Origin of the sequence: Streptomyces sp. NBC_00461 (assembly GCF_036013935.1) — a bacterium.
GTDB lineage: Bacteria > Actinomycetota > Actinomycetes > Streptomycetales > Streptomycetaceae > Streptomyces.
Genome location: NZ_CP107902.1, coordinates 10188862 through 10214330, shown reverse-complemented (window position 1 = coordinate 10214330; position 25469 = coordinate 10188862). Strand labels below are relative to the sequence as shown.

Here is a 25469-nt window from a genome sequence, read left to right as displayed (position 1 = left end):
GAGGACGTATGCAGCAGTTACCGCTGATCGCGGGCGCCGACGACCGTCACACGCTGGATGCCCTGTTCATCAACGCGCCGCTGCGTGACTACACCCTGCGGCCCCGGACCAACGACTACACGCTTCCCGTGCTCGGTATGGCGTACATCGCTACGTACGCCAAGCAGCACGGCTACAACGTCGGCGTACTGGACGCCGAAGCCCACGGTCTGGGTCTCGAGGCGACGGCCCGAATCGTGAACGAGGCCGGGCCCCGCTGGGCCGCCATGAACCTCCTCGCCCCCACCTACGAGATGTCGGCGAAGATCGCCGACCTGCTCGATCCGGGTATTGCCCTCATGGTCGGTGGGCACCACGCCAAGGCGCTACCCACACGCATCCTCGCCGACCCGCGGATGCGCAATCTGCGCGCGCTGGTCATCGGCGAGGGGGAGCTGCGCGTCACCGCCCTGCTGGAGGACGAACAGCGCCGGCGGGAGCTCCCCGAGGTCTTGTGGCGGGATCCGCTGCTCGGCACCACAGGCGTGGGGATCACCGACGGACGGACCAGGGTTCGGATGCTCGGCCCCGACATCAACGCCCTGCCCTACGTGGACCGCGCGTTCCTGCCCCAGGACCCGTACCGCGCTTCTCCCTCGGTGACCGATCGCCGCCTCGCAGTGAGCCGCGGCTCCGCCTGGCTGGCGGCGGCCGCCAACACCGGGCACATGGAGGCGAACATCGTCGGTAGCCGCGGCTGCCCGTACAACTGCAAGTTCTGCGGCGCGGCCTGGACCGCCAACGAGGATGTGACAATCCGCGTTCGCACTCCAGAGAACATCATCGGCGAACTCGAAGCGCTGCACGGCGAGTACGGTGTCACCGCTTTCAGGTTCGTCGACGATCTCTTCCTCGGCGTCCGAGATGTGATCTACGAGCACATGAAGGCGTTCGCCGACAACGGCATCGGCGAGAAGTACGTATGGGACGCGACCGGCCGCATCAACGTTCTCGACCGCCTCACGAATGGAGACCTGGATGTCCTCGTGGCCAATGGGCTTCGGGAGGTCGCTCTCGGGATCGAGTCCGGCAGCGACCGCATCCTTCAGGTGATGGACAAGCGGATCAACGCCGCGATGACCGAACGCGTCACCCGCCGACTCCTTGAGCGCGGCATCGGTGTCAAGGGCTACTTCATCCTCGGCTACCCCGGTGAGACCCGCGAAGACCTCGACGCCACCGTGCGCCACATCCGGAACCTGTGGGACATCGCCGACCGCAACCCCGGGGGCATTCGCGCCAGCGTCTTCGAGTTCCGCCCTTACCCGGGTACGCCCGTGTGGAAGACCCTCACCGAAGAGGCCGGCTACAACCCGGACGATCTGCTCGCCTACGGGGATGTCGATCTCACCCAGGACGGCGCCGACGAGTCCATGCGTCAGCGGGATGAATTCAACTTCTCGGTGGGCATCCAGTTCGGTGACGTGCCCTTGCCCGAGGTCCGTTCCACGCTCGCGATGCTCACCCGCGAGCAGCACGAACGGAACGAGGCCGGGATCGGAGAAGCTGCATGAGCGGGGACCGCAAAGGCGTCTTCGTCTCGATCGACGGCCCGAGCGGCGTAGGCAAGTCCACCACTATCCGGGAGTTGCAAGCCGAGCTTTCCGCGCGGGGCGTCCCTGCACAGTGGACGGTCGAGCCGCCCCGCGGTGACTTCCTCGGGGACTTCACCCGCACGTATGGCGGTCAACTCCACGGCCTGGCCCTGGCCTGCCTCGTCGCAGCCGCCCGGTACCGGCACGTCGAAACAACCATCGACCCCGCTCTCGGCCGCGGCGAGCTGCTGATCTCCGATCGGTACCTGGCTTCGACCCTCGTACTCCAGCGGCTCGACGGTGTCCCGATGGACTTCCTGCTGCTACTCAACGACTATGCGCCGCAACCTGACTTGGCGGTAATCCTGACCGCCTCCCCGGGCACGATCGCCGACCGTATCGTCCAGGCCGGCATCACCCACCGCTTCCGGGCCGACCCCGCGGCGCCCGCGCGAGAGGTCGATCTGTACCGCGATGCCGCGAACATCCTCGAAGACCTCGGGTCCAAGGTGATCGTGATCGACAGCACCGACATACCCCCATCGGAGGTCGCGCGCCGAATCGCCGACGCGCTCCCCGCCCTCCCGCTACCGTCAGGTGCTCCAGTCGCCACCCCAACCCCCCAGGAATCATGAGCGCACAGCTGGCCCAGCCCACCATCGACACCCACGTCCTTCTCCGCGCGGGCGAGAAGATCCTTCTCTCACAGAGAGGCGGTCCCTACGGCTTCCGCCGGTGGCATCTGCCTTCCGGCAAGCTCGACCAGGGCGAATCTCTCACCTTCGGGGCAGCCCGCGAACTGTTCGAGGAGACCGGCGTCAAGGTCGACCCTGACCACTTGGAGCTCCTGCACGTCGTGCACCACCGGCAGGAAGACGGCTCCGACCGCATCGGATTCTTCTTCCTGGCCACTGAATGGGAGGGAGCGCCCACCAACAAGGAGCCCGAGAAGTGCCTTGCGCTCGAGTGGTTCACCGACCATGACCTCCCCGAAGACATCATCGAATACCCCGAGGCGGGCCTGCGCGGCTGCCTCGGGCAGACCGGCGCCCTGACGCTGCACGGCTGGTAACAAGGGGCCTCCGGCTGGGCAGGACGCCCGGCCGGAGGCTGGCGGAGAACGGACGCGACACTCCATGGATCACGGCACGTTGCCCGTGCTGCACGTCGTCGACGTCGAAGGCAACGGCACCAACCCGCCCGACCTCGTCGAAATCGCCGCGCTGCCCGTCCGTGACGGACGCCCCGACAAGAGCACCGCAGGATGGTGGCTGACCCGCCCGAACCGCCCCGTCACCCCCTTCGCCACCCGGGTGCACGGCCTGACCAACGACGACTTGGCCGACAAGCCAGCATGGGCCGAAGTCGCGGACCAAGTGCGGGACTTCCTGGGGAACACCTGGATCTGCGCGCACAGCGCGCACACCGACTACCGCGTACTCAGCGCGCACCTGCCCGGTTGGGAGCCCACCGGCGTCCTGGACACCCTGCGGCTGGCCAGGAAGACTTTTCCGGATCTGAGCGGCTACAGCCTGGATGCCCTCATCAAGCACGTGCAGCCCGACCTGAGCGAAGCCCCCGCGCATCGGCACCGAGCCACGTTCGACGCGTACGCCACCGCGCAGCTCCTCATCATCATGGCCTCCCGATACGAGACCTGGGACCAATTGGTCGCCACGGCCGTGCCGCCCGGCATGCCCGGCGCCATCGAGCCAGAAAAGGACCCGACCTTGTGGTGAATTGGTGGTCCAGACTTCTGCTGTGCTCCCGCCTTCTGCAGGCGGGAGCACAGGCTTGGGTGTAACAGATCACGGCCGTTGACGTTCCGGGGGTGAAGGGGGTTGCACTTTACGTCAATCCCGCAGTGATCCGGAGGAACGGTGACGACCGCGACAGCCCCCCTCTCGCCCGAGACCGGCCGCTCCCACTTGCAGGAGAGGCTGTTCGACTGGCTGGCACCCGAGCCGGCCCCCACGTCCGCCTCAGCGCCCGCACCTGCGCGTGAGCAGAAGACCGCTCCACCGCCGGAGCCACCGGCCGCCGAACGGGAGGCGCCGGACCTCTCCCACGTCTGGGTCGTGGCCGCCGAGATCGAGGTCACGCCGAAGATCGCGAGCGTCGCCGACTGCCGGGGCAGCTTCAAGGCTACGGCGGGGCAGCGCGTTGACGCGCTCGAGGTGTATCGCAAGGGGTGCCGCCGCCCGTACGACGAAGTCCGGGGTGATGACTGCGCCGCCAAGATCGACAACACGCACTTGATCGGCGGGGATCAGACCAAGCGGGCGAAGCGGAAGGTGCCCACCCCGCCCGCGAACGCGCGGATCATCCCCGGCGGCACGATCAACCGGCGCGGCATCAGCGCCTACATGTCCGGGGTGTCCCGCCCCCCACGCTGAGCACGCGACACTAACGCCGCCCGCTGTTCATGGTGCGCGGCGTGACTACTCAGCGAAATCAGCCGTCGAACGACGACCCGGTTGTCGCCACCACCGACATCACTGGGTCGGTGCTCTCCGACGCGAAGATCGGCCGGGAGGCCTTCGGGCTCCTCCTGCTCTCGTTCGGTGTGCTCGGCTGCCTCGGAGCGCCGGGCACCCTGCACTGGGCCGCAGGCCTGTCCGCCGCCCTAGTCGGCCTGTGCGCCAGTGGCGTTCTCGTCCGCCGCAACTCCAAGCACCGATGGAGACTCTCCTGGACCTCGGTTGGTCTCGCAACTCCGAGCTGCCAAGAGGCCCCGTACTCATGCCTCAGCGGGCCAGGTCATGCGTGAGGAGGCTGTGTGGCTGGGCCGTTGTCGGGGCGCAATCCCTTCCAGGTGTGGAAGCTCAGACGGCTGACTTCGCGGCACCATCTCTGATACGGACCGGCCGTGGAGGGGAATCTCTGTCGGTTGCCGATCTGGCGGATGACGTGCGCGGTACTGCTGCCTTGAGGGCCAGCAGCCTCCAGCAACGTCGTGAGATCGTCTTGCGGGTCGGCTTCCTGAATGGCGTTCAGGAGGATCGGGGCGGCGTTGGGATGGCCCACCAGGAGGGCCAGGAGAACTTGTACCGCCCGGTGGTCGGAGTACTCCTCGTGGGAGTTGAGGAAGCGAGGGAGTTCGGCTTCCGGTATGCCGAAGCGGACCAGTCGGTAGAGGTTGACCAGCTTCTTCGCGGCCCGTGGTGTAGGAAGCAGAGGGGCGAGGGCAGCCAGGGAGACGATCTCTGCCTCGGTCAGACGCAGTGGTGACGGCTGGACCTCCAGCGGCGTCCACCCGGGTCCGGGATGACCAGACAACCGCGAAGTGCCGTGGCGAACCGGCTCATCCGGTGAGACCGGGGAAGGGGCCGAGTAGGGACGTGGCTCTTCGAGTCCGGGGCGCGGTGCCCTCTGGTGGGCGTTGCCGTTTTCTCTGGTCCGCTCCGTACCCGGTAGCGGAGCCTGGCGGTCGGTGAGCAGTGCCCTGATGTAACTCTCGGCAGCTTCCTGCGAGCTGGTCGGTACGGTCCACGGGATCTGGAAGATCTTGTCCAAGTAGTCGAGCGGGGTGACCGGAGGTGATGTTCCCGCGCGATCTGTGGTGTTCTCACCTGGAAAGAGTTCGCGGTAGTGATATTCCAGGGCTCCCAGCAACCAGCGTGGGTCCACGGCAACCACGACCACGAAAAGTTGCAGTGCCAGCATGAGGTGTACGGCGGCCAGCAACTCGACAACCCGCGCGGGCGGGCAGCGGTCGAGGTCATCGATATAGAGAATGATTCTTTCGAGGGGTGGTTGCCCGGTCTGGTATTTGGACCACTGTCGGCGGGCCCGGTCGAGATCATCCTGTAACTGTTCGAGGTCTTGGTGGATACGCCCGAGCAGCCCCCGGTCGGCGGCATAGGCGCGGGAATTGCCGAGATCCTCCAGTAGCCGGGAGAGGCGTACGGTTGCATCTGCCTGAGCCAGTCTGTCCTCGGTCTTAGCGATCTGCGCGCTGACCTGTTCCCGTTCGAATTCGATGTCGGGGAACTGGGGAATGCCCGTCCGGAGGTCCGACGCGATACTGCCGATGGTCCGCAGGGCGCTGTACAGAGCCAGGGCGGCGGCACTTGCAGGGGCATACGCCGAGTCGAGCCAGTGGTATCCGGCGTAGCCGGCAGCGGCCAGTAGACCCCATCCTGCCAGTGCACGAAGGACGTGGGGGCTGGCCATCCTCAGCCGCCGCCACATCCGGATGCCGATATCGACCGGCGATGCCAGTCCGTTGCCTTGTCCATCGGCCTCGAATTCGGAAAGTGCGGCTTCTTTGGCCTTGTAGTAGGTCAGCTCGTTGCGGAGTTCATGACGTCGTTTCTCAGCCTGGTCCGTGGAGGGCTCCGGCCCGTCTGGGCGGTCCGGTTCAGCGAGGGCCCGGAAGAGATGGGTGGCGAGTCCAGCCCACAGCCGGTCGTCGCTGTAGTGCCAGGCGTTGAAGGTCATCTGGCGCACATTGGACACGAAGGCGCTCTGGCCGCTGTTTCGCCTGGCGGCTGACGAACGCGCGGCCAGCTCCCGTACCTGGTTCTGCATCTGGAGCATGACACTGGACTTTCCCGCCCCCCAGCCTCCGAGCAGCGCGATGGCCAGGGGTGGATCGGTGTCGCGGGCACACACCAGACTGGTGAGGGTTCTTACGTGGCGTGCCGTTCCCAGCAGGTCATCGGCGGTGGGTTGATCAGGGTGGGTGCTGGTCACGTTGGGCGCCCGCAGTGGTGGCACATCCGTGCCGCCGATCTGTTGACCGCTGTGGGCCTGCCAGAGGCGCACAGCGCCGTCGTGGCCGCCGGTCGCCAGGACGGACCCACGCGGCTCGAAGCACAAGACGGTCACCGGTCCGACGTGGGCCTGGAAGCTGGTGGCGCGTTCGCCTGTCGCCCTGTGCCACACCCGGACATAGCCGTCTTCGGCCCCTGCGGCGCAAAAGGTGCCGTCGGGGCTCAGAGCCACGGCGGTCGCACTGCCGGAAGGCTCTCCCGGCAGGTCACGTGCCAGGTCCGCGAGTGGCTCGCCGCTGTGGGCATCCAGCAGCACCAGTCCTTCGTACCCGTGGATCAGTGCTGTTGCGCGCTCGCTGTCCATCTGTAATGCCGCATGCTTCGGCCAGCAGGGAAGATCGATGTCGGAAGCGTTCTCCAGCGCCGAAAAGGACTCCGCGCGGCGGAGTTTCGCGCCGGCCACGACGGCGATCCCTTGGTCGTCCTGGCCTCGCACCGCGTGGATCTTCCCAGGCATCTGAAGAATGGGCGCTGGCTCGTCCGCCGCCCCGTTCCACAACTGCAGTGTTTCGCCTCCAGAGATGATCAGCGATGAACCGATGAATTCCACGGACGACGGAGGAGCCTGGCCGCTGCTGATCGAGGGGATGAGCGTCACAAGACGCTCGCCGGTCCGCATGTCCCACACCTTTGTCATCCCGCCGCCTCCGGTCGACGCCAAGCGCTCGCCCGATCCGTCGAAGGCCAAGTCCGAGGTGGTGACATAGATATGGGCGAGATCGTTCAGATGCTCCTCCGACAGACGCAGCGCCTGAGCGCCGGAGGCCGTGTGCCACACCCGCACCGTCCCGGAGTCGGATCCGGTGGCCAGCAGCCGACCGTCGGGGCTGAACGCAGCACTCGTCACCCGGCCGATGCCGCCGACGACGGTGTGGCGTCGCTCGTGTGTGGCGGTGTCCCAGAGCCCGATGGTCCCATCCATGCCCGCGCTCGCGAAGGTCCGGCCACTTGGACTGAAGACAACACGGACGACGCGTTCATCTGCATGCCCACCGAGCTCGGCGACGCATTCCCTCCGCTCGTAGTCCCAGAGCCAGACACTGGACGCATCTCCAGAACCGCCTGCGAGCAGCAAGGGGTGGTGCGGATGGAAGGCAATCGACCAGACGCCCTCGAAGGGTCTCCTACTCTCTCCCCACTTCTGTGGGAGTTCGAAGTGCGCCGCGCCGTCCCGGATGTCCCATAGGCGGATGCCCGGGCTCTCCCCGCCCGCTGCGAGAAGATCACCGTCTGGGCTGAAGGCCACGGCCCTGGGCCACCGTTGCGGATGGGCCATCTTGATCAGGGGTTGGTTGCCGTTGACCGCCGAAACGCAGACTTTGCCGAGCATGTTCGCCCCGGCGAGCCGGTCCCCGTCGGGGTGGAAGGCCACACCCTGCACCATGCCGCTCCCTGGCAGCTGGGGAAGGTCTTTGAGAGGGGACAGGGACGGCACGTCCCACACACTCCATTGCCCGTCGTCCTCGCCCACTACGAGCATCTGGTCGTCGGGGCTGAAAGCCACCGACCACGCAGACCGGGCCAGTTCCCTGCGCGCCACCTGCTTGAGCTCCCGCTCGGGCACATCCCACAGCCGTATCTCTCCATCGTGCGAGACGCTGGCCAGCATCCGGCCGGTGCTGCTGGCAGCGATGTCCCGTACAAGCGCGCGGTGACCGGCTAGTACCGCGACCAGTCGTCCCTCGGAGCAGTCCCACAACCGCACCGCATCGCCACCCGCGCTGGCGAGCAGATTCTCGGCGCAGAAAGCCAGCCCCCAAAGGCTTCCAGGATGTCCAGCGAACTGCCCGTCAGGGCCATGACGTTGTCCAGCCACCAGACCCCCACTGAACGGCTTTTCCGGAACCAAGCCTCTCCACAACACGCTTACACAAAACGGCTGTCGTCGGCCATACGTAGCAACACGTACGGTCGTGAAACTGCCCCATGCCGACGACCTTTCTTCCATGCCGTCCTGGCAGCCTCCCAGCGGGGACTGACGAGAGGTCGGCTCTTCACCTCGGCGGTATTGCCCCGCCTCGGCGGACACCCGGGAGCGGCGCCTCACCCCCGAAGCAGAGGCCGCCTCAAACAACTACGAGCGGTCAGGTGCAGAAATACCCTGAAGTGCCGCGGGCGGGACCGGACCTCCGCCTCAGTCCCTGCGAGCCCCGACTGTCAACACCGTAGGGTCTGTACGCTCACCGGCTCTGTCACGTAATCGGTGGTAGCGAAGGGTGACGGTCGTCGTTGCCATGGTGTGCGCGATGTCAATGAGCTTGTGGGTGTGGTGTTTTCGGGCTTGTCGGCCCTCGTCGTCGAGGGCGTGACGGACGAGGGTGAGGTCATCCGGGTGTCGGCGCGGACCCGCGACGACCCGGTGCCGTGCCCGCTGTGCGGGCAGCCGACGAGGCGGGTGCATGGCTTCCACAGACGGGTGGTCGCGGACGTGCCGGTGGACGGACGGCGGGTGGTGGCGTCGGTGCGCATCCGGCGCCTGGTCTGCCCGGTACTCGGCTGCCCGCGGCAGACGTTCCGCGAGCAGGTTCCCGGCGTCGTGGAGCGCTACCAGCGTCGCACCAACCGCCTGGCCGACCAACTCGGCTTTGTGGTGCAGGAGTTAGCGGGCCGGGCGGGCGCCCGCCTCTCCTGCGTGCTGGCTTGTGCGATCTCCCGCTCGACCGCCCTGCGCATGCTCATGCGCAGGGCGGTACAGCCGCTGCGCGTCCCGCGCGTGCTCGACATTGACGACTTCGCCCTCAAGCGCCGGCACCGCTACGCCACCGTGATCATCGACGCCGAGACCGGCGAGCGGATCGACGTCCTGCCGGACCGCACCGCCCAGACCCTGGTCGCGTGGCTGCGCGAGCATCCCGGGTCCGCATACGTCTGCCGCGACGGCTCCGGCTCCTATGGCGAGGCGATCCGCCAGGCCCTCCCCGAGGCGGTGCAGGTCAGCGACAGGTGGCACTTGTGGAGCAACCTGTGCGGCAAGGTCCTGTCCGAGGTCCGCTCCCACACCGCCTGCTGGGCGACCGCTGTGAACCCCGCCCGGCCCGGGGGCCTACACGAGCAGACCACCCGCGAGCGCTGGCAGCGGGTCCACAATCTGCTCGGCCAAGGCGTCGGCCTGCTCGAATGCGCCCGCCGCCTCGATGTCGCCCTGAACACCGTCAAGCGCTACGCCCGCATGAAGGAGCCCACCGGCGACCGCCGCGCACCCCGCTACAGGCCCACGCTCGTCGACCCCTACCGCGACCACCTGCGCATCCGCCGCGCGGACGACCCGGCAGTCCCCGTCCTCCAACTCTTCCGGGAGATCAAGGAGCTGGGATACACCGGCAGCCTCAACCTGCTCTACCGCAACATCACCCAGGGCCGCGCTGAGGGCGACAAGCCGGTCACCACCCCGCAGCGCTTCGCCCGCCTCCTGCTCACCCGCCCCGAGAGCCTGCGCGACAAGGACACCGCACTGCTGCGGGAACTCACCAGAGCCTGCCCCGAGATGACCGAACTCGCCCGGCTCACCGGCGAGTTCGCTCAGCTACTGACCCCAGCGGAAGGCAACGACGCCAAGCTCACCGACTGGATCACCAAAGTCTGCGCCGCCGACCTGCCCCACCTGCGCTCCTTCGCGAACGGCCTCGAACTCGACCGCGCCGCCGTCGACGCCGGACTCACCCTCCCGCACCACAACGGCCGCACCGAAGGCGTCAACACGCGGACCAAGCGGATCATGAGGCAGATGCACGGCCGAGCCGGGTTCCCCCTGCTCCGCCACCGCATCCTCCTCCAGTGATCACCACGCAGCGCTACCACCGATTACGTGACAGAGCCGATTACGTGACAGAGCCGCTCGCTTTACAGACCCCTCCCCGTGCTCCCCACTCCGTTGAACAACGAACGAACTGAGGCGAGCAGCATCCCTGGTCGTTTTCGACCGTCCTCATCACCACGGCACCCGCCGCGGCATCGACGTCCACCCCGTCCAACGCCCGCCCGGCGCCCGCGGGTTCACGATCATCCCGAGACGATGGACCATCGAGCGCAGCATCGGATGGCTCATGCACCACCGACGGCTCGCCGGGCCTTCCCCCGTGAAGGTGGGCACGCGGTTATTGATCACGCGGCGAGCGTGAGTTTAGCGGTGTGGTGTCGGCGTTCGTATTCGTCGGGGCTGAGGTGGCCGTTGGCGGAGTGCCGGCGGCGGGTGTTGTAGCGGGTCAGCCAGGCGAAGACGGTCCTGCGGCAGGTGCCGGCGTCACCGTAGTCGTGGGCGCCCCGGAGGGTCTCGCCTTTCAGGGACGCGTGGAAGCTTTCGCAGGCCACGTTGTCGGCGCTGGTGCCGACCGCGCCCATCGACCGGGTGACCCCGAGCTGGTCGCAGAGGCCGGCGAAGGCCCGGGATCCGTACTGGGCCCCGTGGTCGGAGTGGAACACGGCGCCGTCCAGGCTGCCCTGGGTGCGGACGGCCATCCGCAGTGCGTCGGCGACCAAACTCGTGCGCATGTGGTCGGCGATGGACCAGCCGACGACCTTGCGGCTGAAGCATTCCAGCGCGGTCGCGAGATAGAGGAACTCCCCGTTTTCCAGGGCGAGATAGGTGATGTCGCCCATGTACTTGCGCCCCGGCTCGGTGGCGGTGAAGTCCCGTTGGAACAGGTCCGCAACCGGTGAGGTGGCCGGGTCCGGGACGGTGGTGCGGACGCGTCTGCGCAGGCGGATGCCGGTGATGGAGAACGTCCGCATGATCCGGGCGACCCGCTTTTCGTTGACCCGCCTTCCTTTCCCGCGGAGTTCGGCGGTCACCCGCGGGGAGCCGTAGGCGCCCCCGGACTCGCTATGGACCTCGCGGATCTCCTCGGCCAGGACCCGGTCCTTGTGCAGGCGGGCTGCCCGGGCCTCGGCGCCGGCGAGCCACTTGTAGTAGCCGGACCGGTTCACGTCCAGGACGTGGCAGAGCCGCTTCACCTCGTAGGTGTCCCGGTGGTCGTCAACGAACTGGAAGCGGCTCCTCACCAGTTCGTCTCCCCGGCGAAATACTTGGCCGCCTTGCGGAGGATGTCCCGCTCGGTGGCGAGCTTGCGCTCATTCGCCTCGAGCTCGGCCACCCGGGCCTCCAACTGCCGCACCCGCTCGTCCGGATCAGCGGACGCCATCGCCTCCCGAGGTCGGGCGGCCGGCCTCCCAACCGTGGCCGTGACGCCGCGGCGTTCGCGGTCCCGCAGCACCCACTCCCGCAGGGTCGCCCGGTTGACGCCCAGGTCAGCAGCGATGCTCTTGTAGGTCGCCCCGGGTGTGGACTCGTACAGGGCCACGGCATCGGCCTTGAACTCGTCCGAATAGTCCTTCATCGCCATCGGCGGTCTTCTCGCTTCCTCCGGATCAAGCAGATCCAGTATCAGCGTGTCCACCACTCAGGGGGAGGCCCCCAGTACCGGTGAGCGCGCCCTGATCTCCGGCGGCAATCCGCTCCGTGCCGCCCATCCCGTCGTCGCACGCATCTGCCCGATGACGGCTTGTCCTGGCTCGACTGTGCTGTGGCGTTTCCATGCGGCCTTTGGTTCGTTGGCCGTTGTGGGGCATCCATATGGCCTGCCTCGGGGGTGAGGGAGAGGGGGGCGTTGATGGAGGCAGAGGGAGTCCATCATTCCTACGGCGTTCGGCAGGTATTGCGCGGTATCGATGTCGCGCTGCCCGCGGGTTCGGTGGTGGGCATTGTCGGCGAGAACGGGGCGGGCAAGTCGACGCTGTTGAAGATCCTTTCGGGGGAGCTCCGGCCGGAGCGGGGCGTGGTCCGGCACGGTGGGCGGTTCGGGTACTGCCCTCAGCAGGTGGTGCTGAACGATGTGTTCACGGTGCGTCAGCATCTAGAGCTCTTCGCTGCGGCTTATGACGTTCCGGATCTGCGGCGGGCCGAGGAGGTCATGGCGATCCTGGGTTTCGCCCAGTACGCCGGGGCCCTGGTGGGAACGCTCAGTGGCGGCACGCGGCAGAAGCTGAATCTGACGCTCGCGGTGATGCACGACCCGCAGGTGCTGCTGCTGGATGAGCCGTACCAGGGGTTCGACTGGGAGACGTACCTGCGTTTTTGGGATCTGGTCGGGGACCTGCGTGCGGCCGGCCGATCGGTTCTCGTCGTCTCGCATCTGGCCTACGACACCGATCGGCTCGATCAGGTGTGGCGGTTGCGGGACGGTGTGCTGCACGGACGGCAGGAGGAGGTGCGGTGAGGCGAGGGCTGCGGCTGTTCAAGATCGCCACACGTTATGGCCTGGTGGAGCACGCCAGGAACCGGTTCGCCATGCTGCTCGTGGCGGTGTTTCTCCCTGTGTGGGTCATCATGACGGGCTGGGCTGTCACCAAGGAGCCGGTGCAGTTCCGGCTGCACAGCACCAGTCACGTGTTGACCGCCGACGGTGACAAGATCACCCAGATCACCGGGGCGCTGAACGGGGTCACGCTGATCATCGGATTCATGATGTTCGCGGCAACCTTCAGCAATGGGGCATTCGACCGCCGTCTGTCCATGGCCGGGTTTCCCCGGGTTCCGCTGGGGCTGGCGAAGGTCGCCTGCCTGGTCATTGCGTCGGTGGCCGTCTGTTCGTACGCCACCGCGGTCATCTGCTGCTTCTGGTCGCCCCGGCAGCCCGTGCTGCTCGGCGCGGCGCTGTTTGGCACGGCGATGACCTACGGCGCGCTGGGCGTCGCCCTCGGCACGCTCCTGCGCCGCGAGGTGGAGGGCATGTTCGCCATTGTAATGATCAGCGTCGTGGACCTGGGCTTGCAGAATCCCCTCGCCAGTGGCGGGGCGGACAGCGGCATGGTGCGCTGGCTGCCCTCATACGGTGCCATGCAGACCGCGACGGCGGCGGGCTTCTCCGCCACGGTGTCCGCCGTGGACTTCGCCATCCAACTGGCCTGGTTCACCGCCGTCGGCCTCATCGGGCTGCTGGCCTTTTACCGGCGGACCCGGTCCGCTCTGGCAGCCGCTGTGCGAATCGGCCGTCAGGCGGATGACGGCCCGGTGCCGTTCGGGAGGGCGGCGAATCGATGAGGGCGGTGTCCCTGTACAAACAGCCGCACAGGGACACCGTCTTTCTCTAGCCCCCGGGACTACCGCGTGGACGGGGCCGGGGCGGCAGGCCGGCTGATCTCACGACGCAGACGCTCCAGGTCCGGTCCCACGGCCGTGGTCTTCGGCTGGTACCTCTCGGACTCGCCCTGCCGTAGATCGAAAAACAGTTTCAACATATCGTAGATCGCCGCATACCGGTCACCCTGACCGGAGAGGCCGGGCAACGTGCGGAAGAGCACGGGCACGTACTTGTATACCGCGTTGAATTGGGCACGTTTCTCCGCCACTTGGCGCTCCACCCGCTCGATGGCTTCCGCGCGGCTGCACCCCATCTCATGACGGATCGCCCTGACCAGGTTGTAGGGGACCTGGTCAGCCTCGTCCTGGTCCACGCCCGCCAGGTCGTTCTCAGCGAAGACGACGAAGAAGCCGAGATCCTCAAGACGTCGGACCAGGCGGTGGCTGCGCACCGCCGGCGGCATCTCCCGGTCCTGCACGATCTCCGAGCACGCCAGGCCGACCTCGAAGCCACCGGTCGACCTCCGCAGCGGCAGCCAGTCCGCTGGTGAGGGGATGTAGCCGCTGATGCGGTGGCGTGCCTCACGCTCGCAGGCGTGGAGCCATTCCTCGATGTTGTCGAGCAATGCCTCCTGCCATCGCACTGTCCTGCCTTTGCACAGGCGCGGCCACAACTGCGCCCAGGACGTCGGGATCGCGCCGTGCGTCCACGGTGCGCCCGGGGACTGGCGCAATGTCGCCACCAATCCCTCCCTCAGCGCGGTAACAGCGCGCGGGTCCGTCAGCTGTGGATCCTCGAACAGGTCGTCCCACATACCGAACAGCATGCCCAACGCTGCGCTGGTCTGCTTCCTTTCGAAGAGGTCATCGTCATTGCTGTCGGCGTTGCCGGCCTCATCCGCCACCCGAGGAATGATCCGCTCAATCATCGACAGAGCCCCCGACAGCCGGTGATGGTCAGCCTCGGCTGGGGTGGCGGCGATGCCGGTCTCCACGAGCCAGCCCTTCAGCCGCCTCGTGACCTGCTCAGCGTGCGCGCTGTTCTGGGGCTGAGGGGCCTGCCGGACCTGGTGGGGGATAACCGCGGGACGGGAAGCAGTGGGCCGGTCGAGTACGGCCCGAGCGTAGGCTGTCAGACCATCGAGCGCACAAGAGTGATCGGTAAGGTGGGAAAGCCGATCAGCGGCCTCGGTCATGTACGCGTCGGCCACCGCCTGCGCCTCCTGCACGGCCCCGGAGGCGACAACGAGGTCCCGGGCACGTGCGGCTTCCTCCTGTGTCATCTCCTTGCCCAAAAGGCGGCCGAGGTCGCGGTCGCGGGAAACCGCACGGATCACAGGCAGGGTGTAGACACCCTCGGACAAATCGGTGTTGACGGGCTTACCCAACTCCTCAACGGTCGACGTCAGATCGAGAATGTCATCGCGTAACTGATAGGCGTACCCGAACTGCCAGCCGAACCCGGCCAGCGCCTCCTCTCGGCTCTCCTGCCGGCCGCCGTCCCTGTCTGCCTGCACCGCCCCCAGCCGACAGGCCAGGGCGAACAGATGCGCCGTCTTGCCCCCAATCGCGTCGAGGTAGGCCTGCTCGCTGCGCGAGACCGCATACAGGTCGGCCGCCTCCATCACCATGCCGGCGCACATGCGTTCATTCGCCATCGTCCCCTCGACGACTTCGCGCTGACCAAGCTGCGCCAGCATGTTCAGGCCGGTGAGCATCACGCAGTCCCCGGCGAGGATGGCCAGGTGGTCACCCCATACCGCGTTGGCGCTGGGGCGGCCCCGGCGCTCGTGAGCGTGGTCCACGACGTCATCGTGGTAGAGCGCGCCCAGGTGCAGCATCTCGACGGCTGCGGCGGCGAGCACTGCCCGGTCATCGGCCGGCACCGAAGGATCCGTAAGAACGTAGTACGAGAGCAGAGCAAGGGTGGGACGGACCAGGCCACGGGACGTACCGGGCCCTTCCTGTGTGAGCGCGTCGAGTTCGGGCCTGCCCTGGATACGCACCGGTCCCAGAGCGTCACGGACCCTGTCCAAGTCCGCCTCCAGACACGGAAAAGCAGCAGGGTCAATCCCAGAAGGTGGCATTGTGCGCTCCTGACACTGGTCGGTGTTCACCGAGCGCGAGGACAGCCGACACACTGCAGCAGAACGTCGCAGTACCCGCTCCCCGTTGTGACCACCTCCACGCCTCGCCGCCAGGAAACAGGAGACTGTCGCAGTACGCGTCTTTTCCTGCGCTAAACCACCTAATCGCATGATCTGTCTGCTCTGCGTGGGGCGCGTTCGCGCTGGTGTCGGTCACCTCGACCGACTCTACGAACACGCCTCCACTGAAGAGATCGTGGAACCCGCTGCTGTCCTGTGAGCCGCGGATCTCGAAGTCCCTGCTGGTGACATCGAACTCGGTGCCGGAGAAGGGGAGTCGCAAGCCTCGAACGATGGGCGTAGCGGGCGCAGCGGCTTGGGTCCGCCAGTCCGGTGGGATGTTGGGCAGCGGCCGCGAGTCGCCGACGAGACGTCAGGCACCACTTCCCGTGGCGCGCGGGGGCCCTGGCCGGCCAGCAGGCCGACGGCCGTCTCGCGACGACGACGTCGGCGTGAGCCTTTGGCCTTTGGTTTCCTTTACGGGCCAGGCATGTCAAGTGTGAGGCGCAAGCGCGCCTTACCGCGGCGCAGGTGATATCCGACAGTTCGCTCATCAACACCCATGTACCAGGCGACTTTGGAGGTGGGGTAGCCGAGCACGTAGCGCAGCACGATCGCGTCGAACTGTCGGTCGGGTAGTTCCGCAATCGCCTCGTACAGACCAGACACGGATCCGCTTATCTGTAGCTGGCCCCGGGTGGCCACCAGGGCCTGGGCGATTTGCTCCTTTATGGCGAATGCCGTAGTCCGACTCTCTAGCTTCAGACGGTCGTGCACCGTGCGCCGTACGATCGCCCATGCGCCTTGTTCGAGATTCTCCGAGCGCAGCAGTTCGGTCCAGTCGGCGAGTAGCTTCACAAACGCCGTGTGCACAACTTCTTCGGCGGTCGCGCGGCTACCGAGGTGAGCCTCCGCATATTCGTGGAATATCTCCTGGTGGCCAAGGTAGAAGGCCTCGAAGTCTGGCGGCAGCTCCGCGCCGTCCTGGGGAGGCGGGGCTGCTTCGTGGGCATCGCCGCGGTTTGCGTGAACCTCGGCGGTCGGCGACTCTGGAGCGTGCGCCGAAGCCATACCAGGCGGTCGTGAACGGTCTGCCGAATGGCCGACTGCGGCCGCAATCTCGGTGTCCTCCAGCCCGATCCCATGGAGGGTGAGAACCGCACGCTGGCGCTCCGGTAGCGTCGCAATGGCCTGCAGGTATCCCATCTCCGGCTCGACCGAAGCGGCGACGTCCTCAATAGGTCCCACAGCGTCTGTCTCGGCGTCTGATGCGTTGAAGTCCACGGCCCGGGCCGCTTGCCTTTCCCGCCTCCTATGATCGATCGTCCGCATCTGCACGATCTTGTATAGGTAGGGCGTCGGATCCTGCGGGCGCTCCCTCTTCTGCCAGGACTTCCACAGGTCCGCGAACGACACCGACACGATGTCGCTGGCGTCCGCTGGCGAAAGGCCCCGCCGTGTCACATAGGCGGTCAGCTTGCCATGGTTGGCGCGGTAGAGCTGCTCGAACTCCGACCACGGGGCCCCACCTGACGGCGGGGTCCCGTGGCGAGCGTCCAAGTCCTCAGACGCCATGCTTCTCGATCTCGGGAACCGTCTCCGTCGCGCACGCTACCTGCGCCGCCGGGGGGACGGTGTCTGCCTTCGTCGAAGCGTCACCGTCACCCCTGTTGTTGACGCGCCACGACACGGTGAACGAGCCGTCGGACGGCAGGGCCTTGTACACCGCTGTACCCAGCATGGCTGCGAGTTGGAAGCCCAACCCCCAGACCGCGCCGGTGTGCGCGTGATGGACGACCGTCTCCAGCGCGGACCCGGGAACCGCGTAGTGCTGCGCGACCTCGGTGATCACCACGGCCGACGCCGTGGACCACCTGCCAGCGCGACGGAACACGCCGCCCTGCTGCGCACTGTTATTTTCGGTCATTTTTGCGTAAACCTCACAAAAGGTGGATGGGTCAGACAACCGAAGTGGCCCCCGGGCTCCGGGCAGGTCGCCGACGAGGGTCCGCGTACAGAAAAACCACAGTCACAGGGAGTGACGCAACCGACGCATGATGTTTGTGACGATGTAACAAAAGGGGCATGCCAAACGCACTTGCCAGAAGCTTTCGCGGGCTGGCAAGTGCGCTTGGCTGCGGGGTGGTTGTCCGGCAGTCCGGTCGTCGGCGACTCTTTTGCCCGGAGCCCAACGTGGACTGCACCCACCTCTGCGAGGGCAATACCCCTCGCACTCTGTACCACGCAGCGAGCGACCCGGATCACCAAGCAACGAGCCGCTATTTTACCAAGTCATTACTAATGCAGTTCAGGGAACTGCGCCCCAAATCGCCTGGGCGATGACTCGGTTCCAACGGTTAGGCCCGCTGACCGGCGTGACGGCAGTCCTCCGCAGCCGTCGCAATCCACTACCCGACCACACCTGAGCAGCGATCGGTGCCATCGGCCGAGGCCTCTACAGGTCGAACTCCAGGTGCTCGATGTCGGTGAAGCGCACTTCCTCCAGACGTCCAGCGCGGCGGCCGTTGTCCTGGAAGTACACCTCCTTGAGGGCTTCGGCGGCGATCTCGTTCAGCTGCTGCTCGGTGGCACCGGCTTCCTGGGCGTCGAAGAGGCGGGCGGCGTAGTGGGGCGGCAGGGCGACGGTCAGGTGCCGGATGCGGTCCTGGTCCGTCGACAAGTAGGTGATGTCACCGACGTACTTGGTGTTCGGCGCCGCCGCGGTGAAGTCGCGGCCGATCAGGTCGGGGGCCTTGGCCGCGGACGGGGCCGGGACCGTCATGCGATGCCTGCGGCGCAGGCGAACTCCGGTGAGCCCGATGGTCCGCATGACACGGGCGACGCGCTTGTGGTTCACCGCCCGGCCGTCGTCGCGGAGTTCGGCAGTGATCCGCGGGACGCCGTAGGTACCGTCCGAGTCCCGGTGCACTTGACGTATCCGGGCCGCGAGTTGGGCGTCCGCAGCCTGGCGAGCGGCCCGCTTGGGTGCGGTGCGGCGCCAGTAGTAGAAGCTGGAACGGGCGATCCCGAGGATGGCGCACAGCCGCTTCACGCCGTGACGGCGCTGGTGATCGGCAACGAACTGGAAGCGGGTCACCAGCGCGTCTCCCCGGCGAAATACCGGGCCGCCTTGCGGAGGATGTCGCGTTCTTCCTCCAGCTCGCGGATCCGCTTCCGCGCGGCGGCGAGTTCGGCCTCCACCGGGTTCCGGGCCTGGGCCGACGCCGCCGGAGGCGTCGAGTGGGCACCCTGGCGCCGGCCGTCGTCGGCCCGGATCCAGTTCCGCAAGGTCTCGGTGTTGACCCCAAGGTCCTCGGCGACCGACTTGATCGTCGCTCCCGGCCTCGACCGGTACAGCGCGACCGCGTCCGCCTTGAACACCGACGGATAGTGCTTCATTGCCATCTGTGCAGGACTCCTGACCACCCGGACCATCAAGATCCAAGTGTCTCCGGCGTCCAAAATCCGGGGTCAAGGCCCATGGGGAGGTCGCCCAGGAGGTGGTGCTGGCAGGGCTCAAGTCTGTCGAGGTTGTCGATCTGCTGGGTCAGCCATTGGGTGAGCGGAGGGACGGTACCGGTGAGTTGGTGCGGGCTGGGGAAGATCAGGGTGTTGTCGCGCGCGGCGGCGCGGGCGCAGGCGTAGGTGCGCTTCCATTCGGCCTTGCCTTTGGCGTTCCACCAGGGGTAGATCTCGTTCAGGGCCCGTTGGTAGCAGTGGGGCAGGCGGCGGGTGTTGGCATCCTTTCGGCGCTCGGCGAGCCAGCGGCCCAGGTGCAGGCCTTGGTGGTGTTCGGCCCACCGGGGGGCGAGGTGTCCGTGGCGGGTGACGTAGTCGCGGGCGATGAGGAGCTTGCGCTCGATGCTGTGCGGAGGGTGCTCCCAGATCATGTCGAGGGTGTCCAGTGCGGTCGGGCCGGGTGCGCACCGTGTGGCCCAGGTCGTCCAGCAACGATGCGGCCTCGACACGCAGCCGCAGGCTTCGGCCCGATGCGATGATCCGCGAGCGCGCCGCAGCGGCAGTCCTGTCCAGGAACACTGAGGCCAGCAGGGAGTCTGCTTCCGTCTGCCACTCCGCTCCCGGACCACGACGACCGCATACCCTGCCCGGAGCCGGCGGCGAAGGCGCACCATCGCCGCATCACCCCGCCCTGGTGGTTCGCGCTGCCGGCTCTGCTGCTGTTCGCCTTCGTCGTCCTGGTGCCGAGTGCGCGCGGCGTATATCGGCACGCCATGCGCTCCCTTGGCCTCGCGGAGGAGATCGACATCGTCTCCACCGGCTACACCCAGCGGGGCGGGTACGACGGTGCCAGGGAACTGCTGGCGCGTCCGCGCCGGCCCATGGCCGTCTTCGCCGGTGCGGACATCGTTGCCATGGGGGTGCTGGAGGCCTGCGCCGAAGCCGGGCTGTCGGTTCCCGGCGACATCTCGGTGGCCGGCTACGACAACACGACCTTCGCCTCCTTCGGCCCGATCGTGCTCACGAGCGTCGACCAGGCGGGCCGGAGATCGGCGCGAACGCCGCGCGTCTCCTCCTCGAGCGGATCACCGCCCGGAACAAGGCATCGGTACAGGTCACGCTCTCTCCCACGCTCATCCCGCGTCGGAGCACCGCCCCTCCTGCGCGGTAGACCGACGACACCAGGGCCTGACAAGCCGCGTTCAACCGATCGGTTGAACGCGGCTTCCACCTCATGGAGGTCTCTTTTCTCCGTACGGACGACGCGAAGTCGCGGTGGGCCGCAGCAGGATGACCATCGCCCATGGCGCGCGCCGGGTCTTGTGTGCCACCCCCCTGAGAGAGGTCTCTTCGCATGCCCAGTTTCCCCAGCAGACGACGTGTCCTCACCGCCGGTGCCGGCGTCGCCCTCGGTGCCGGCGCCTTCGGTGCCTCGGCGCTCCCGGCCTCGGCCTCTCCCGCACTGTCGGGGCGCTCGGCCGGGCGCGAGGAGACCAGGTCGCTCGACGAGCTCTACCAGGCCGCCCTCGCGGAGGGCGGGAAGCTCGTCGTCTACGCCGGCGGTGACACGCCGACGCAGCAGGACGGCACCAAGGCCGCCTTCAAGGACCGCTTCCCGGACATCGACCTGACGCTGATCGTCGACTACAGCAAGTACCACGACGTGCGCGTCGACAACCAGTTCGCCACCGACACCCTCGTGCCGGACGTCGTGCAGTTCCAGACCGTCCAGGACTTCGACCGCTGGAAGCAGCAGGACCGCCTGCTGCCCTACAAGCCCGCCGGGTTCTCGAAGGTCTACGACAAGTTCAAGGACCCGCAGGGCGCGTGGGTGGCCACGGGAGCGATCGCCTTCAGCCTCGTGTACAGCACGACGGCGGTCGGCTCGGGCGTGCGGCTCACGCCGCGCGACCTGGTCGACCCGAAATGGAAGGGCAAGATCGCCTCGTCCTACCCGCACGACGACGACGCCGTCCTCTACCTCTACACGCTGTACGCCCAGAAGTACGGCTGGGAGTGGGTGGCCAGGCTTGCCGCGCAGGACGTGCAGTTCGCGCGGGGCAGCAACTCCCCCGGCGACGCCGTCTTCGGCGGGCAGAAGCCGATCGGTATCGGCACCGCCGGCTCGGCGGTCCCGTCGACGTCCTCCCCGGTGAAGTTCGTCATCGACCCGCGACACCCGTTCATGGCCTGGGGCCAGCGCACCGCGATCCTCAAGCGGGCCAAGAACTCCACGGCCGCCAAGCTCTTCCTCAACTGGCAGCTGTCCACCGAGCACCAGCAGCAGTCCTTCAACGGCTGGTCCGTGCGCACCGACGTCACTCCCCCGGCCGGCCTGAAGCAGATGTGGGAGTACCCCAACGCCCATGTGGACGGCTTCCCCCGCTTCATGGCCGACCGCGCCGAGGTGGAGCGCTGGAGGCAGACCTTCGCCCTGTACTTCGGCGAGGTCAAGGGCGACCCCACGCCGGGCTGGCTCGGACTGCACCCGGGGGCCTAACCGCCAGCGGGGCTGCCGTACTCTCCCGGCTCTCCCACCGGCGGAACGGCGGCCTCACCCTTCACATGGGTCATACAGACGGCGGATAGACTCGGCCCCCTTGTCCCAATGGATCATTCATCCAGGGGGTTTGTCGTGACCGACCCCGGCCTCGTCCACGCTTCCGCGCCGGCCAGCCGCAGACGGTTCGACCCGAGGCAGCTGCCGCACCTGCTGTTCTTCCTCGTCGTCGGTGCCGCGCTGGTCCGCCTCGTCCGGCTGAACATCCCGTTGTGCTGGGACATCGTGACCGTCAGCGGGCTGCTCGCCATGACGTACGCCGCCGGGCTGGCACTGTGGGCGAGGCTGGGCAGGCTCGTCCGGCACACCTGGATCGCTGCCCTCCTCCTGCTGTGGGCGATCCTCGTCCTCCTGACTCCGCCGCCCCTGACCGGCGCCTACATCTGGTGCGCCGTGCCCTTGGCCTGCGTGGTCCTGGACACCCTCGGCCGCCGTGCCACCGGCGTGGCACTGAGCGCCGTCACCGGCCTGCTCGTCGGTCAACTCACCCGGACCGCAGGCGGGTTCGACCTCGAGATGGTACTGATCCCGGTGGCGGCCGTCTGGGGAACCGTGGCGCTGTACCGGGCCCAGCAACGGAACGTCACGGAACGCCAGCGGCTGGTCGAGGAACTGCGCAGCACCCGCGACGTACTGGCGGACGAACGGCACCGCCACGGCACGCTCGAGGAACGCGCGCGCATCGCCCGTGACCTGCACGACACCCTCGCCCAGGAACTGTCCGGCAACCTCATGCTGCTGCAGGCGGCCGACCAGGAGTGGGAGGAACGGCCCCACATGGCCCGGACGCGGGTCCGCGCGGTCGCCGAAGGCCTGGACGCGGGGCTCGCCGAGACCCGGAGGATCATCCAGGACCTCACCCCGCCCACGGTCGCCGAGGCCGGGCTGGAGGGGGCTTTGCAGCTGCTGTGCGCCCGGGCTCAGCAGCCGGGTGGCGCCGGGCGGGTGCGGTTCCGCTCGGTCGGCACCCCGGCCCTCGGCCCGGACGAACGGAGCGCCACCACCTTGTTCCGCGTGGCGCAGAGCACGCTGGCGAACGTCCGCGAACACGCGCAGGCCACCCACGTGTCAGTGACACTGCGCCATCTCACGGACCGGGTCGAACTGGACGTGTGCGACAACGGAGTCGGCTTCGACACCGCCCGCATCGGCGGATCGGTCCGGTCGGGCCGGGGCTTCGGCCTGCCCTCGGCCCGGGCCCGGCTACGCCAGGACGGCGGCGATCTGGAAGTCGACAGCGCCCCGGGGCAGGGCACGCGGATCCGGGCCACCGTCCCCGCCCGCTCGTTGCGGCCGGGAACGCAGGCGCCTGTCTCCGCGGCGGCGGCGCAATGACGGCCGCGACGCGGCGCCTGCTGATCGCCGACGACCATCCGGTCGTACGGGCCGGGGTGCGGGCCCTGCTGGAGGGGGCGCCGGACCTTGAGGTGATCGCGGAGGCCGGAAGTGGCGAGGAAGCCGTCCGCCTGGCGCTCGCACTGGCACCCGATGTCGTGCTGATGGACCTGCGCTTCGCGGGCATGCGCTCCGGCATCGACGGGATCGAGGCGGTCCGCCGGCTCGCCGCCCAGGCTCCGGGCCTGCCCGTGGTGATGCTCACCAGCTATTCGGGGCGAGCCGACGTCGTGCGCGCGCTGACGGCCGGCGCACGCGGCTACGTCCTCAAGGCCGGACCGCCCGAGGACCTCTTCCGGGCCGTGCGCAGCGCCGCCGAGGGCGGCCTGGGACTCGCGGCGGGGGTGGTCGGCGACCTCGTCGGGCAGGTCGTCAGTCCGGCACCGGAGCTGACGGGGCGGGAGCGACAGGTCGTCCGGTTGATGGCCGACGGGCACAGCAACCGCTCCATCGCGGGCGCCCTGTATCTGAGCGAGGCGACCGTCAAGACACACCTGGTGCGCATCTACCGCAAACTCGGCGTCGACAACAGGGCGGCGGCGGTCTCCGAGGCGGTCCGCCGGGGGCTGCTGGAATTCACCTAGCGAGGCGCTGCCCTGCGGTGCGGTGCGGGAGCAGAACGCGAACCCGCCTGGGCCTTGCCGGCGGGCTGAAGGGGACAGATCCGATACCGAGCTCAAGCAGCGTCGGCAGGATCCCTTTCGCGGGCTCCCGCCACCGCAGGAAGTACTCGGTCCCGGACCGGCAGAAGTGCTTGACCTTGCCCGCTCCGATGAGCTCCTCCGCCGCCCGGGGCCCCTTCGAATCGGCACGTCGGGGTCGACGCGGTGCTGGTACAGCAGGTCGACCCTGTTCACGCCGAACCGGCGCAGAGAATCCCCGACGACCTGGACGGGGCTCTTTGCCACGCTCCAGGCTGTCCGGTCACGGTCGAGCACGCCTGCGTGTCGTGGTGTGTCAACCACTCGGCGGTGGCGTGGGGGCCCTGTCGTTCCCCGACCAACTCGGCCCGTCACCGGTGGCATTCAGCCCACAGAACGAGGGCGACCTGCCGTTAGCTTCCCACAAGGCCCACGCCCGCGGTGCCGCCCGGCGCATGGTGCCGTGTCCGGTCCGGCCGTGCCGCCATGGGCCGAGGGCGCGCAACACGCGAAAGCCGGACGCCCAGGCCGGAGTGAGCGGGCGGTTCGTGAGTTGATGTCCGTTCCGGACTTGGTTACGGCTTCTTGCTGAAGGTGCCGGGCTCGGCCTCGGTGAGGATTCCCAGTGTGACCAGGCGTTTCATCTTGGCGCGGGTGCGTTCGACGTGTTTCGGCAGCAGCTCGAAGTCGAGGGCCTGACAGATGTCTCGGGCCCTCAGCGGACCGGTGGTGTCGTTGAAGACGGCGAGGATGCGGGGGTAGTCCGGGTGCTCGGGCAGCTCCAGACTTCCTGCTGGGGCGACCGTCTGGGCCGGGATTCGGTCGGCGAGGCCGATGATGGTCGTGCGGGTGATGGCGAGGTGTTCCAGACGTAGTTCGGCCTCACGGAGTTGGGTCTGCAGGGCGTCGATCTGGGTGCGGAGATCGTCGGCCAGGGCCCGGGCGGCGTCTTCCTGAAGGTCGAGTGCCTGGAGGAGAGGGTTCAGGTTCACGCGCCGGCCATCCGCGGATCGCGCCAGGTGAGCGTGTTCGTGTCGGTGAGCCGACGGGCCATGACGTGGGTCATGGCCCAGTAGACGCGTGAGGCGGAGGAGGCCGGGCGGTGTTCGTAGTCGCGGACCAGCCGCCGGTGCAGTATCAAGATCCCGAACGTCTGCTCCACCCGCCACCGTTTCGGCTGCGGAACGAATCCCTGCTCCTCAGGGTTCCGCTGGACGATCTCGACGTCGATACCCAGGGCGGCCCCGTGCGTGACGACCTGGTTCTTGAAGCCCTGGTCGACCAGGGCTTTGCTGACCGAGCCGCCGGCCGCGACGGCGACCTGGTCGGGCAGAGTGATGCCGGCGGCGTTGTCGTGGACGCTCGCGGCCGGCACGGTGACGGCGATGACCAGGCCGAGGACGTCCACGGCCAGTCCCCGCTTGCGGCCCGGTACCCGTTTCGCGGCGTCTTTGCCCGTCGTGGCCGCAGGGACCCCGGTGGCCGCCCGGACACTCTGGGTGTCCAGGATCACCAGGGTCGGGTCCTCTAATCGCCGGTTCCTCTCCCGCACTTGGCAGCGCAGGAGTTCATGGATCTGCCGGTCGGTGCCGTCGTCCCGCCAGGCGGCGAAGTAGTAGTACGTCGCGCTCTTCGGCGGCAGGTCGTTCGGCAGGAGAGCCCACTGACAGCCGGTCCGGGACTGGTAGAGGATCGAGTTCACGATCTCCCGCATCGAGTAGCGGCCCTCGTGGCCGCTGACGGAACGGTGCCGGTTCTTCCAGGCCGTGAGCACCGGCTCGATCAACGCCCATTGCTCGTCCGTCAAGTCGCTCTGGTACGGCTTGCGTTCACTCACCCC

23 protein-coding genes and 2 pseudogenes are annotated in these 25469 nt (G+C 67.8%); 14 read left to right on the top strand and 11 right to left on the bottom strand.

Annotated elements, in window-relative coordinates; translation table 11 throughout:
* The first annotated feature begins 8 nt into the window (after window positions 1-8).
* The 6 genes from OG870_RS47185 to OG870_RS47160 all read left to right on the top strand — a co-directional run bounded on the left by OG870_RS47185 (window position 9) and on the right by OG870_RS47160 (window position 4344).
* Window positions 9-1553: a B12-binding domain-containing radical SAM protein gene (locus OG870_RS47185; RefSeq protein ID WP_266593889.1), complete on the top strand. Its 1545-nt coding sequence runs from the start codon at window positions 9-11 to the stop codon at window positions 1551-1553.
* Window positions 1550-2209 (top strand): dTMP kinase, encoded by a 660-nt coding sequence (locus tag OG870_RS47180; protein WP_266593891.1) that lies wholly within the window; start codon window positions 1550-1552, stop codon window positions 2207-2209. Before OG870_RS47185 ends, OG870_RS47180 begins: the two co-directional genes overlap by 4 nt.
* Window positions 2206-2646, top strand: a complete 441-nt coding sequence (locus OG870_RS47175; RefSeq protein ID WP_266593893.1) for an NUDIX hydrolase — start codon at window positions 2206-2208, stop codon at window positions 2644-2646. Before OG870_RS47180 ends, OG870_RS47175 begins: the two co-directional genes overlap by 4 nt.
* Before the next feature lie 64 nt (window positions 2647-2710).
* Window positions 2711-3313, top strand: coding sequence for a 3'-5' exonuclease (locus OG870_RS47170; protein WP_266593895.1), 603 nt, complete (start codon window positions 2711-2713; stop codon window positions 3311-3313).
* Between the two features lie 141 nt (window positions 3314-3454).
* Window positions 3455-3970, top strand: coding sequence for a hypothetical protein (locus tag OG870_RS47165; RefSeq protein ID WP_266593897.1), 516 nt, complete (start codon window positions 3455-3457; stop codon window positions 3968-3970).
* A gap of 41 nt (window positions 3971-4011) precedes the next feature.
* Window positions 4012-4344 (top strand): hypothetical protein, encoded by a 333-nt coding sequence (locus OG870_RS47160; protein ID WP_266593899.1) that lies wholly within the window; start codon window positions 4012-4014, stop codon window positions 4342-4344.
* Here OG870_RS47160 and OG870_RS47155 read toward each other — a convergent pair.
* Entirely contained in the window at window positions 4335-8300 is a 3966-nt protein-coding gene (locus tag OG870_RS47155) for a P-loop NTPase fold protein (protein ID WP_327692381.1), read from the bottom strand. The two genes, OG870_RS47160 and OG870_RS47155, sit on opposite strands and share 10 nt — an antisense overlap.
* A gap of 291 nt (window positions 8301-8591) precedes the next feature.
* Here OG870_RS47155 and OG870_RS47150 point away from each other — a divergent pair, with 291 nt between their 5' ends.
* Together OG870_RS47150 and OG870_RS47145 are read left to right on the top strand one after the other, a co-directional pair.
* Window positions 8592-10130, top strand: coding sequence for an ISL3 family transposase (locus OG870_RS47150; protein ID WP_443063457.1), 1539 nt, complete (start codon window positions 8592-8594; stop codon window positions 10128-10130).
* 154 nt (window positions 10131-10284) lie between these two features.
* Window positions 10285-10416: pseudogene (locus OG870_RS47145) on the top strand (IS5 family transposase); the annotation flags it as partial.
* A gap of 37 nt (window positions 10417-10453) precedes the next feature.
* On the opposite strand, the gene OG870_RS47140 reads toward OG870_RS47145, so the two are convergent.
* A protein-coding gene (locus tag OG870_RS47140) for an IS3 family transposase (RefSeq protein WP_266593901.1) occupies window positions 10454-11691 on the bottom strand; the annotation gives its coding sequence in 2 pieces (ribosomal slippage) (window positions 10454-11367 and window positions 11367-11691; 1239 coding nt in all).
* 267 nt (window positions 11692-11958) lie between these two features.
* Here OG870_RS47140 and OG870_RS47135 point away from each other — a divergent pair.
* Entirely contained in the window at window positions 11959-12564 is a 606-nt protein-coding gene (locus OG870_RS47135; RefSeq protein ID WP_266530433.1) for an ABC transporter ATP-binding protein, read from the top strand.
* Window positions 12561-13388, top strand: coding sequence for an ABC transporter permease (locus tag OG870_RS47130; protein WP_266593903.1), 828 nt, complete (start codon window positions 12561-12563; stop codon window positions 13386-13388). The genes OG870_RS47135 and OG870_RS47130 overlap by 4 nt, the downstream gene beginning before the upstream one ends.
* Window positions 13389-13447: 59 nt before the next feature.
* Here OG870_RS47130 and OG870_RS47125 read toward each other — a convergent pair whose 3' ends face one another.
* The 7 genes from OG870_RS47125 to OG870_RS47095 all read right to left on the bottom strand — a co-directional run bounded on the left by OG870_RS47125 (window position 13448) and on the right by OG870_RS47095 (window position 19464).
* A complete protein-coding gene (locus OG870_RS47125) occupies window positions 13448-15514 on the bottom strand; it encodes a polyprenyl synthetase family protein (RefSeq protein WP_266593928.1) in 2067 nt (688 codons plus the stop codon).
* A complete protein-coding gene (locus OG870_RS47120; RefSeq protein WP_266593905.1) occupies window positions 15495-15857 on the bottom strand; it encodes a hypothetical protein in 363 nt (120 codons plus the stop codon). Before OG870_RS47120 ends, OG870_RS47125 begins: the two co-directional genes overlap by 20 nt.
* Window positions 15858-16051: 194 nt before the next feature.
* Window positions 16052-17149 (bottom strand): sigma-70 family RNA polymerase sigma factor, encoded by a 1098-nt coding sequence (locus OG870_RS47115; protein ID WP_266593907.1) that lies wholly within the window; start codon window positions 17147-17149, stop codon window positions 16052-16054.
* Window positions 17139-17501, bottom strand: coding sequence for a hypothetical protein (locus OG870_RS47110; protein WP_266530292.1), 363 nt, complete (start codon window positions 17499-17501; stop codon window positions 17139-17141). The genes OG870_RS47115 and OG870_RS47110 overlap by 11 nt, the downstream gene beginning before the upstream one ends.
* Window positions 17502-18029: 528 nt before the next feature.
* Window positions 18030-18671, bottom strand: coding sequence for a telomere-protecting terminal protein Tpg (gene tpg / locus OG870_RS47105; protein ID WP_266593909.1), 642 nt, complete (start codon window positions 18669-18671; stop codon window positions 18030-18032).
* Window positions 18668-18979 carry a transposase gene (locus tag OG870_RS47100; protein WP_266593911.1) on the bottom strand — a complete coding sequence of 104 codons (312 nt, stop codon included), beginning with the start codon at window positions 18977-18979 and terminating at the stop codon, window positions 18668-18670. Before OG870_RS47100 ends, tpg begins: the two co-directional genes overlap by 4 nt.
* Window positions 18980-19008: 29 nt before the next feature.
* Window positions 19009-19464 (bottom strand): helicase associated domain-containing protein, encoded by a 456-nt coding sequence (locus OG870_RS47095; RefSeq protein ID WP_266593912.1) that lies wholly within the window; start codon window positions 19462-19464, stop codon window positions 19009-19011.
* A gap of 342 nt (window positions 19465-19806) precedes the next feature.
* On the opposite strand from OG870_RS47095, the pseudogene OG870_RS47090 reads away from it, so the two are divergent.
* The 4 genes and pseudogenes from OG870_RS47090 to OG870_RS47075 all read left to right on the top strand — a co-directional run.
* Window positions 19807-20031 (top strand): annotated as a pseudogene (locus OG870_RS47090) (substrate-binding domain-containing protein); the annotation flags it as partial.
* A gap of 356 nt (window positions 20032-20387) precedes the next feature.
* Window positions 20388-21533, top strand: a complete 1146-nt coding sequence (locus OG870_RS47085; protein WP_266530307.1) for an ABC transporter substrate-binding protein — start codon at window positions 20388-20390, stop codon at window positions 21531-21533.
* 135 nt (window positions 21534-21668) lie between these two features.
* Window positions 21669-22928, top strand: coding sequence for a sensor histidine kinase (locus OG870_RS47080; RefSeq protein WP_266593914.1), 1260 nt, complete (start codon window positions 21669-21671; stop codon window positions 22926-22928).
* Window positions 22925-23572, top strand: a complete 648-nt coding sequence (locus OG870_RS47075) for a response regulator (protein ID WP_266593916.1) — start codon at window positions 22925-22927, stop codon at window positions 23570-23572. Before OG870_RS47080 ends, OG870_RS47075 begins: the two co-directional genes overlap by 4 nt.
* 632 nt (window positions 23573-24204) lie before the next feature.
* Here the strand turns inward: OG870_RS47075 and OG870_RS47070 are convergent.
* Together OG870_RS47070 and OG870_RS47065 are read right to left on the bottom strand one after the other, a co-directional pair.
* Window positions 24205-24621, bottom strand: coding sequence for a hypothetical protein (locus tag OG870_RS47070; protein ID WP_266530316.1), 417 nt, complete (start codon window positions 24619-24621; stop codon window positions 24205-24207).
* The gene (locus OG870_RS47065) at window positions 24618-25466 is read right to left on the bottom strand and encodes an IS5 family transposase (RefSeq protein WP_266593918.1); all 849 of its coding nucleotides are present in this window, start codon (window positions 25464-25466) and stop codon (window positions 24618-24620) included. Before OG870_RS47065 ends, OG870_RS47070 begins: the two co-directional genes overlap by 4 nt.
* Window positions 25467-25469 lie beyond the last annotated feature (3 nt).

Coding starts and splice junctions, on each gene's coding strand:
- OG870_RS47170 (WP_266593895.1), top strand. CDS start 2,711: ATGGATCACGGCACGTTGCCCGTGCTGCACGTCGTCGACGTCGAAGGC.
- OG870_RS47175 (WP_266593893.1), top strand. CDS start 2,206: ATGAGCGCACAGCTGGCCCAGCCCACCATCGACACCCACGTCCTTCTC.
- OG870_RS47110 (WP_266530292.1), bottom strand. CDS start 17,501: ATGACCGAAAATAACAGTGCGCAGCAGGGCGGCGTGTTCCGTCGCGCT.
- OG870_RS47135 (WP_266530433.1), top strand. CDS start 11,959: ATGGAGGCAGAGGGAGTCCATCATTCCTACGGCGTTCGGCAGGTATTG.
- OG870_RS47100 (WP_266593911.1), bottom strand. CDS start 18,979: ATGGCAATGAAGCACTATCCGTCGGTGTTCAAGGCGGACGCGGTCGCG.
- OG870_RS47180 (WP_266593891.1), top strand. CDS start 1,550: ATGAGCGGGGACCGCAAAGGCGTCTTCGTCTCGATCGACGGCCCGAGC.
- OG870_RS47085 (WP_266530307.1), top strand. CDS start 20,388: ATGCCCAGTTTCCCCAGCAGACGACGTGTCCTCACCGCCGGTGCCGGC.
- OG870_RS47185 (WP_266593889.1), top strand. CDS start 9: ATGCAGCAGTTACCGCTGATCGCGGGCGCCGACGACCGTCACACGCTG.
- OG870_RS47115 (WP_266593907.1), bottom strand. CDS start 17,149: ATGGCGTCTGAGGACTTGGACGCTCGCCACGGGACCCCGCCGTCAGGT.
- OG870_RS47155 (WP_327692381.1), bottom strand. CDS start 8,300: ATGGAAGAAAGGTCGTCGGCATGGGGCAGTTTCACGACCGTACGTGTT.
- OG870_RS47125 (WP_266593928.1), bottom strand. CDS start 15,514: ATGCCACCTTCTGGGATTGACCCTGCTGCTTTTCCGTGTCTGGAGGCG.
- OG870_RS47095 (WP_266593912.1), bottom strand. CDS start 19,464: ATGATCTGGGAGCACCCTCCGCACAGCATCGAGCGCAAGCTCCTCATC.
- OG870_RS47075 (WP_266593916.1), top strand. CDS start 22,925: ATGACGGCCGCGACGCGGCGCCTGCTGATCGCCGACGACCATCCGGTC.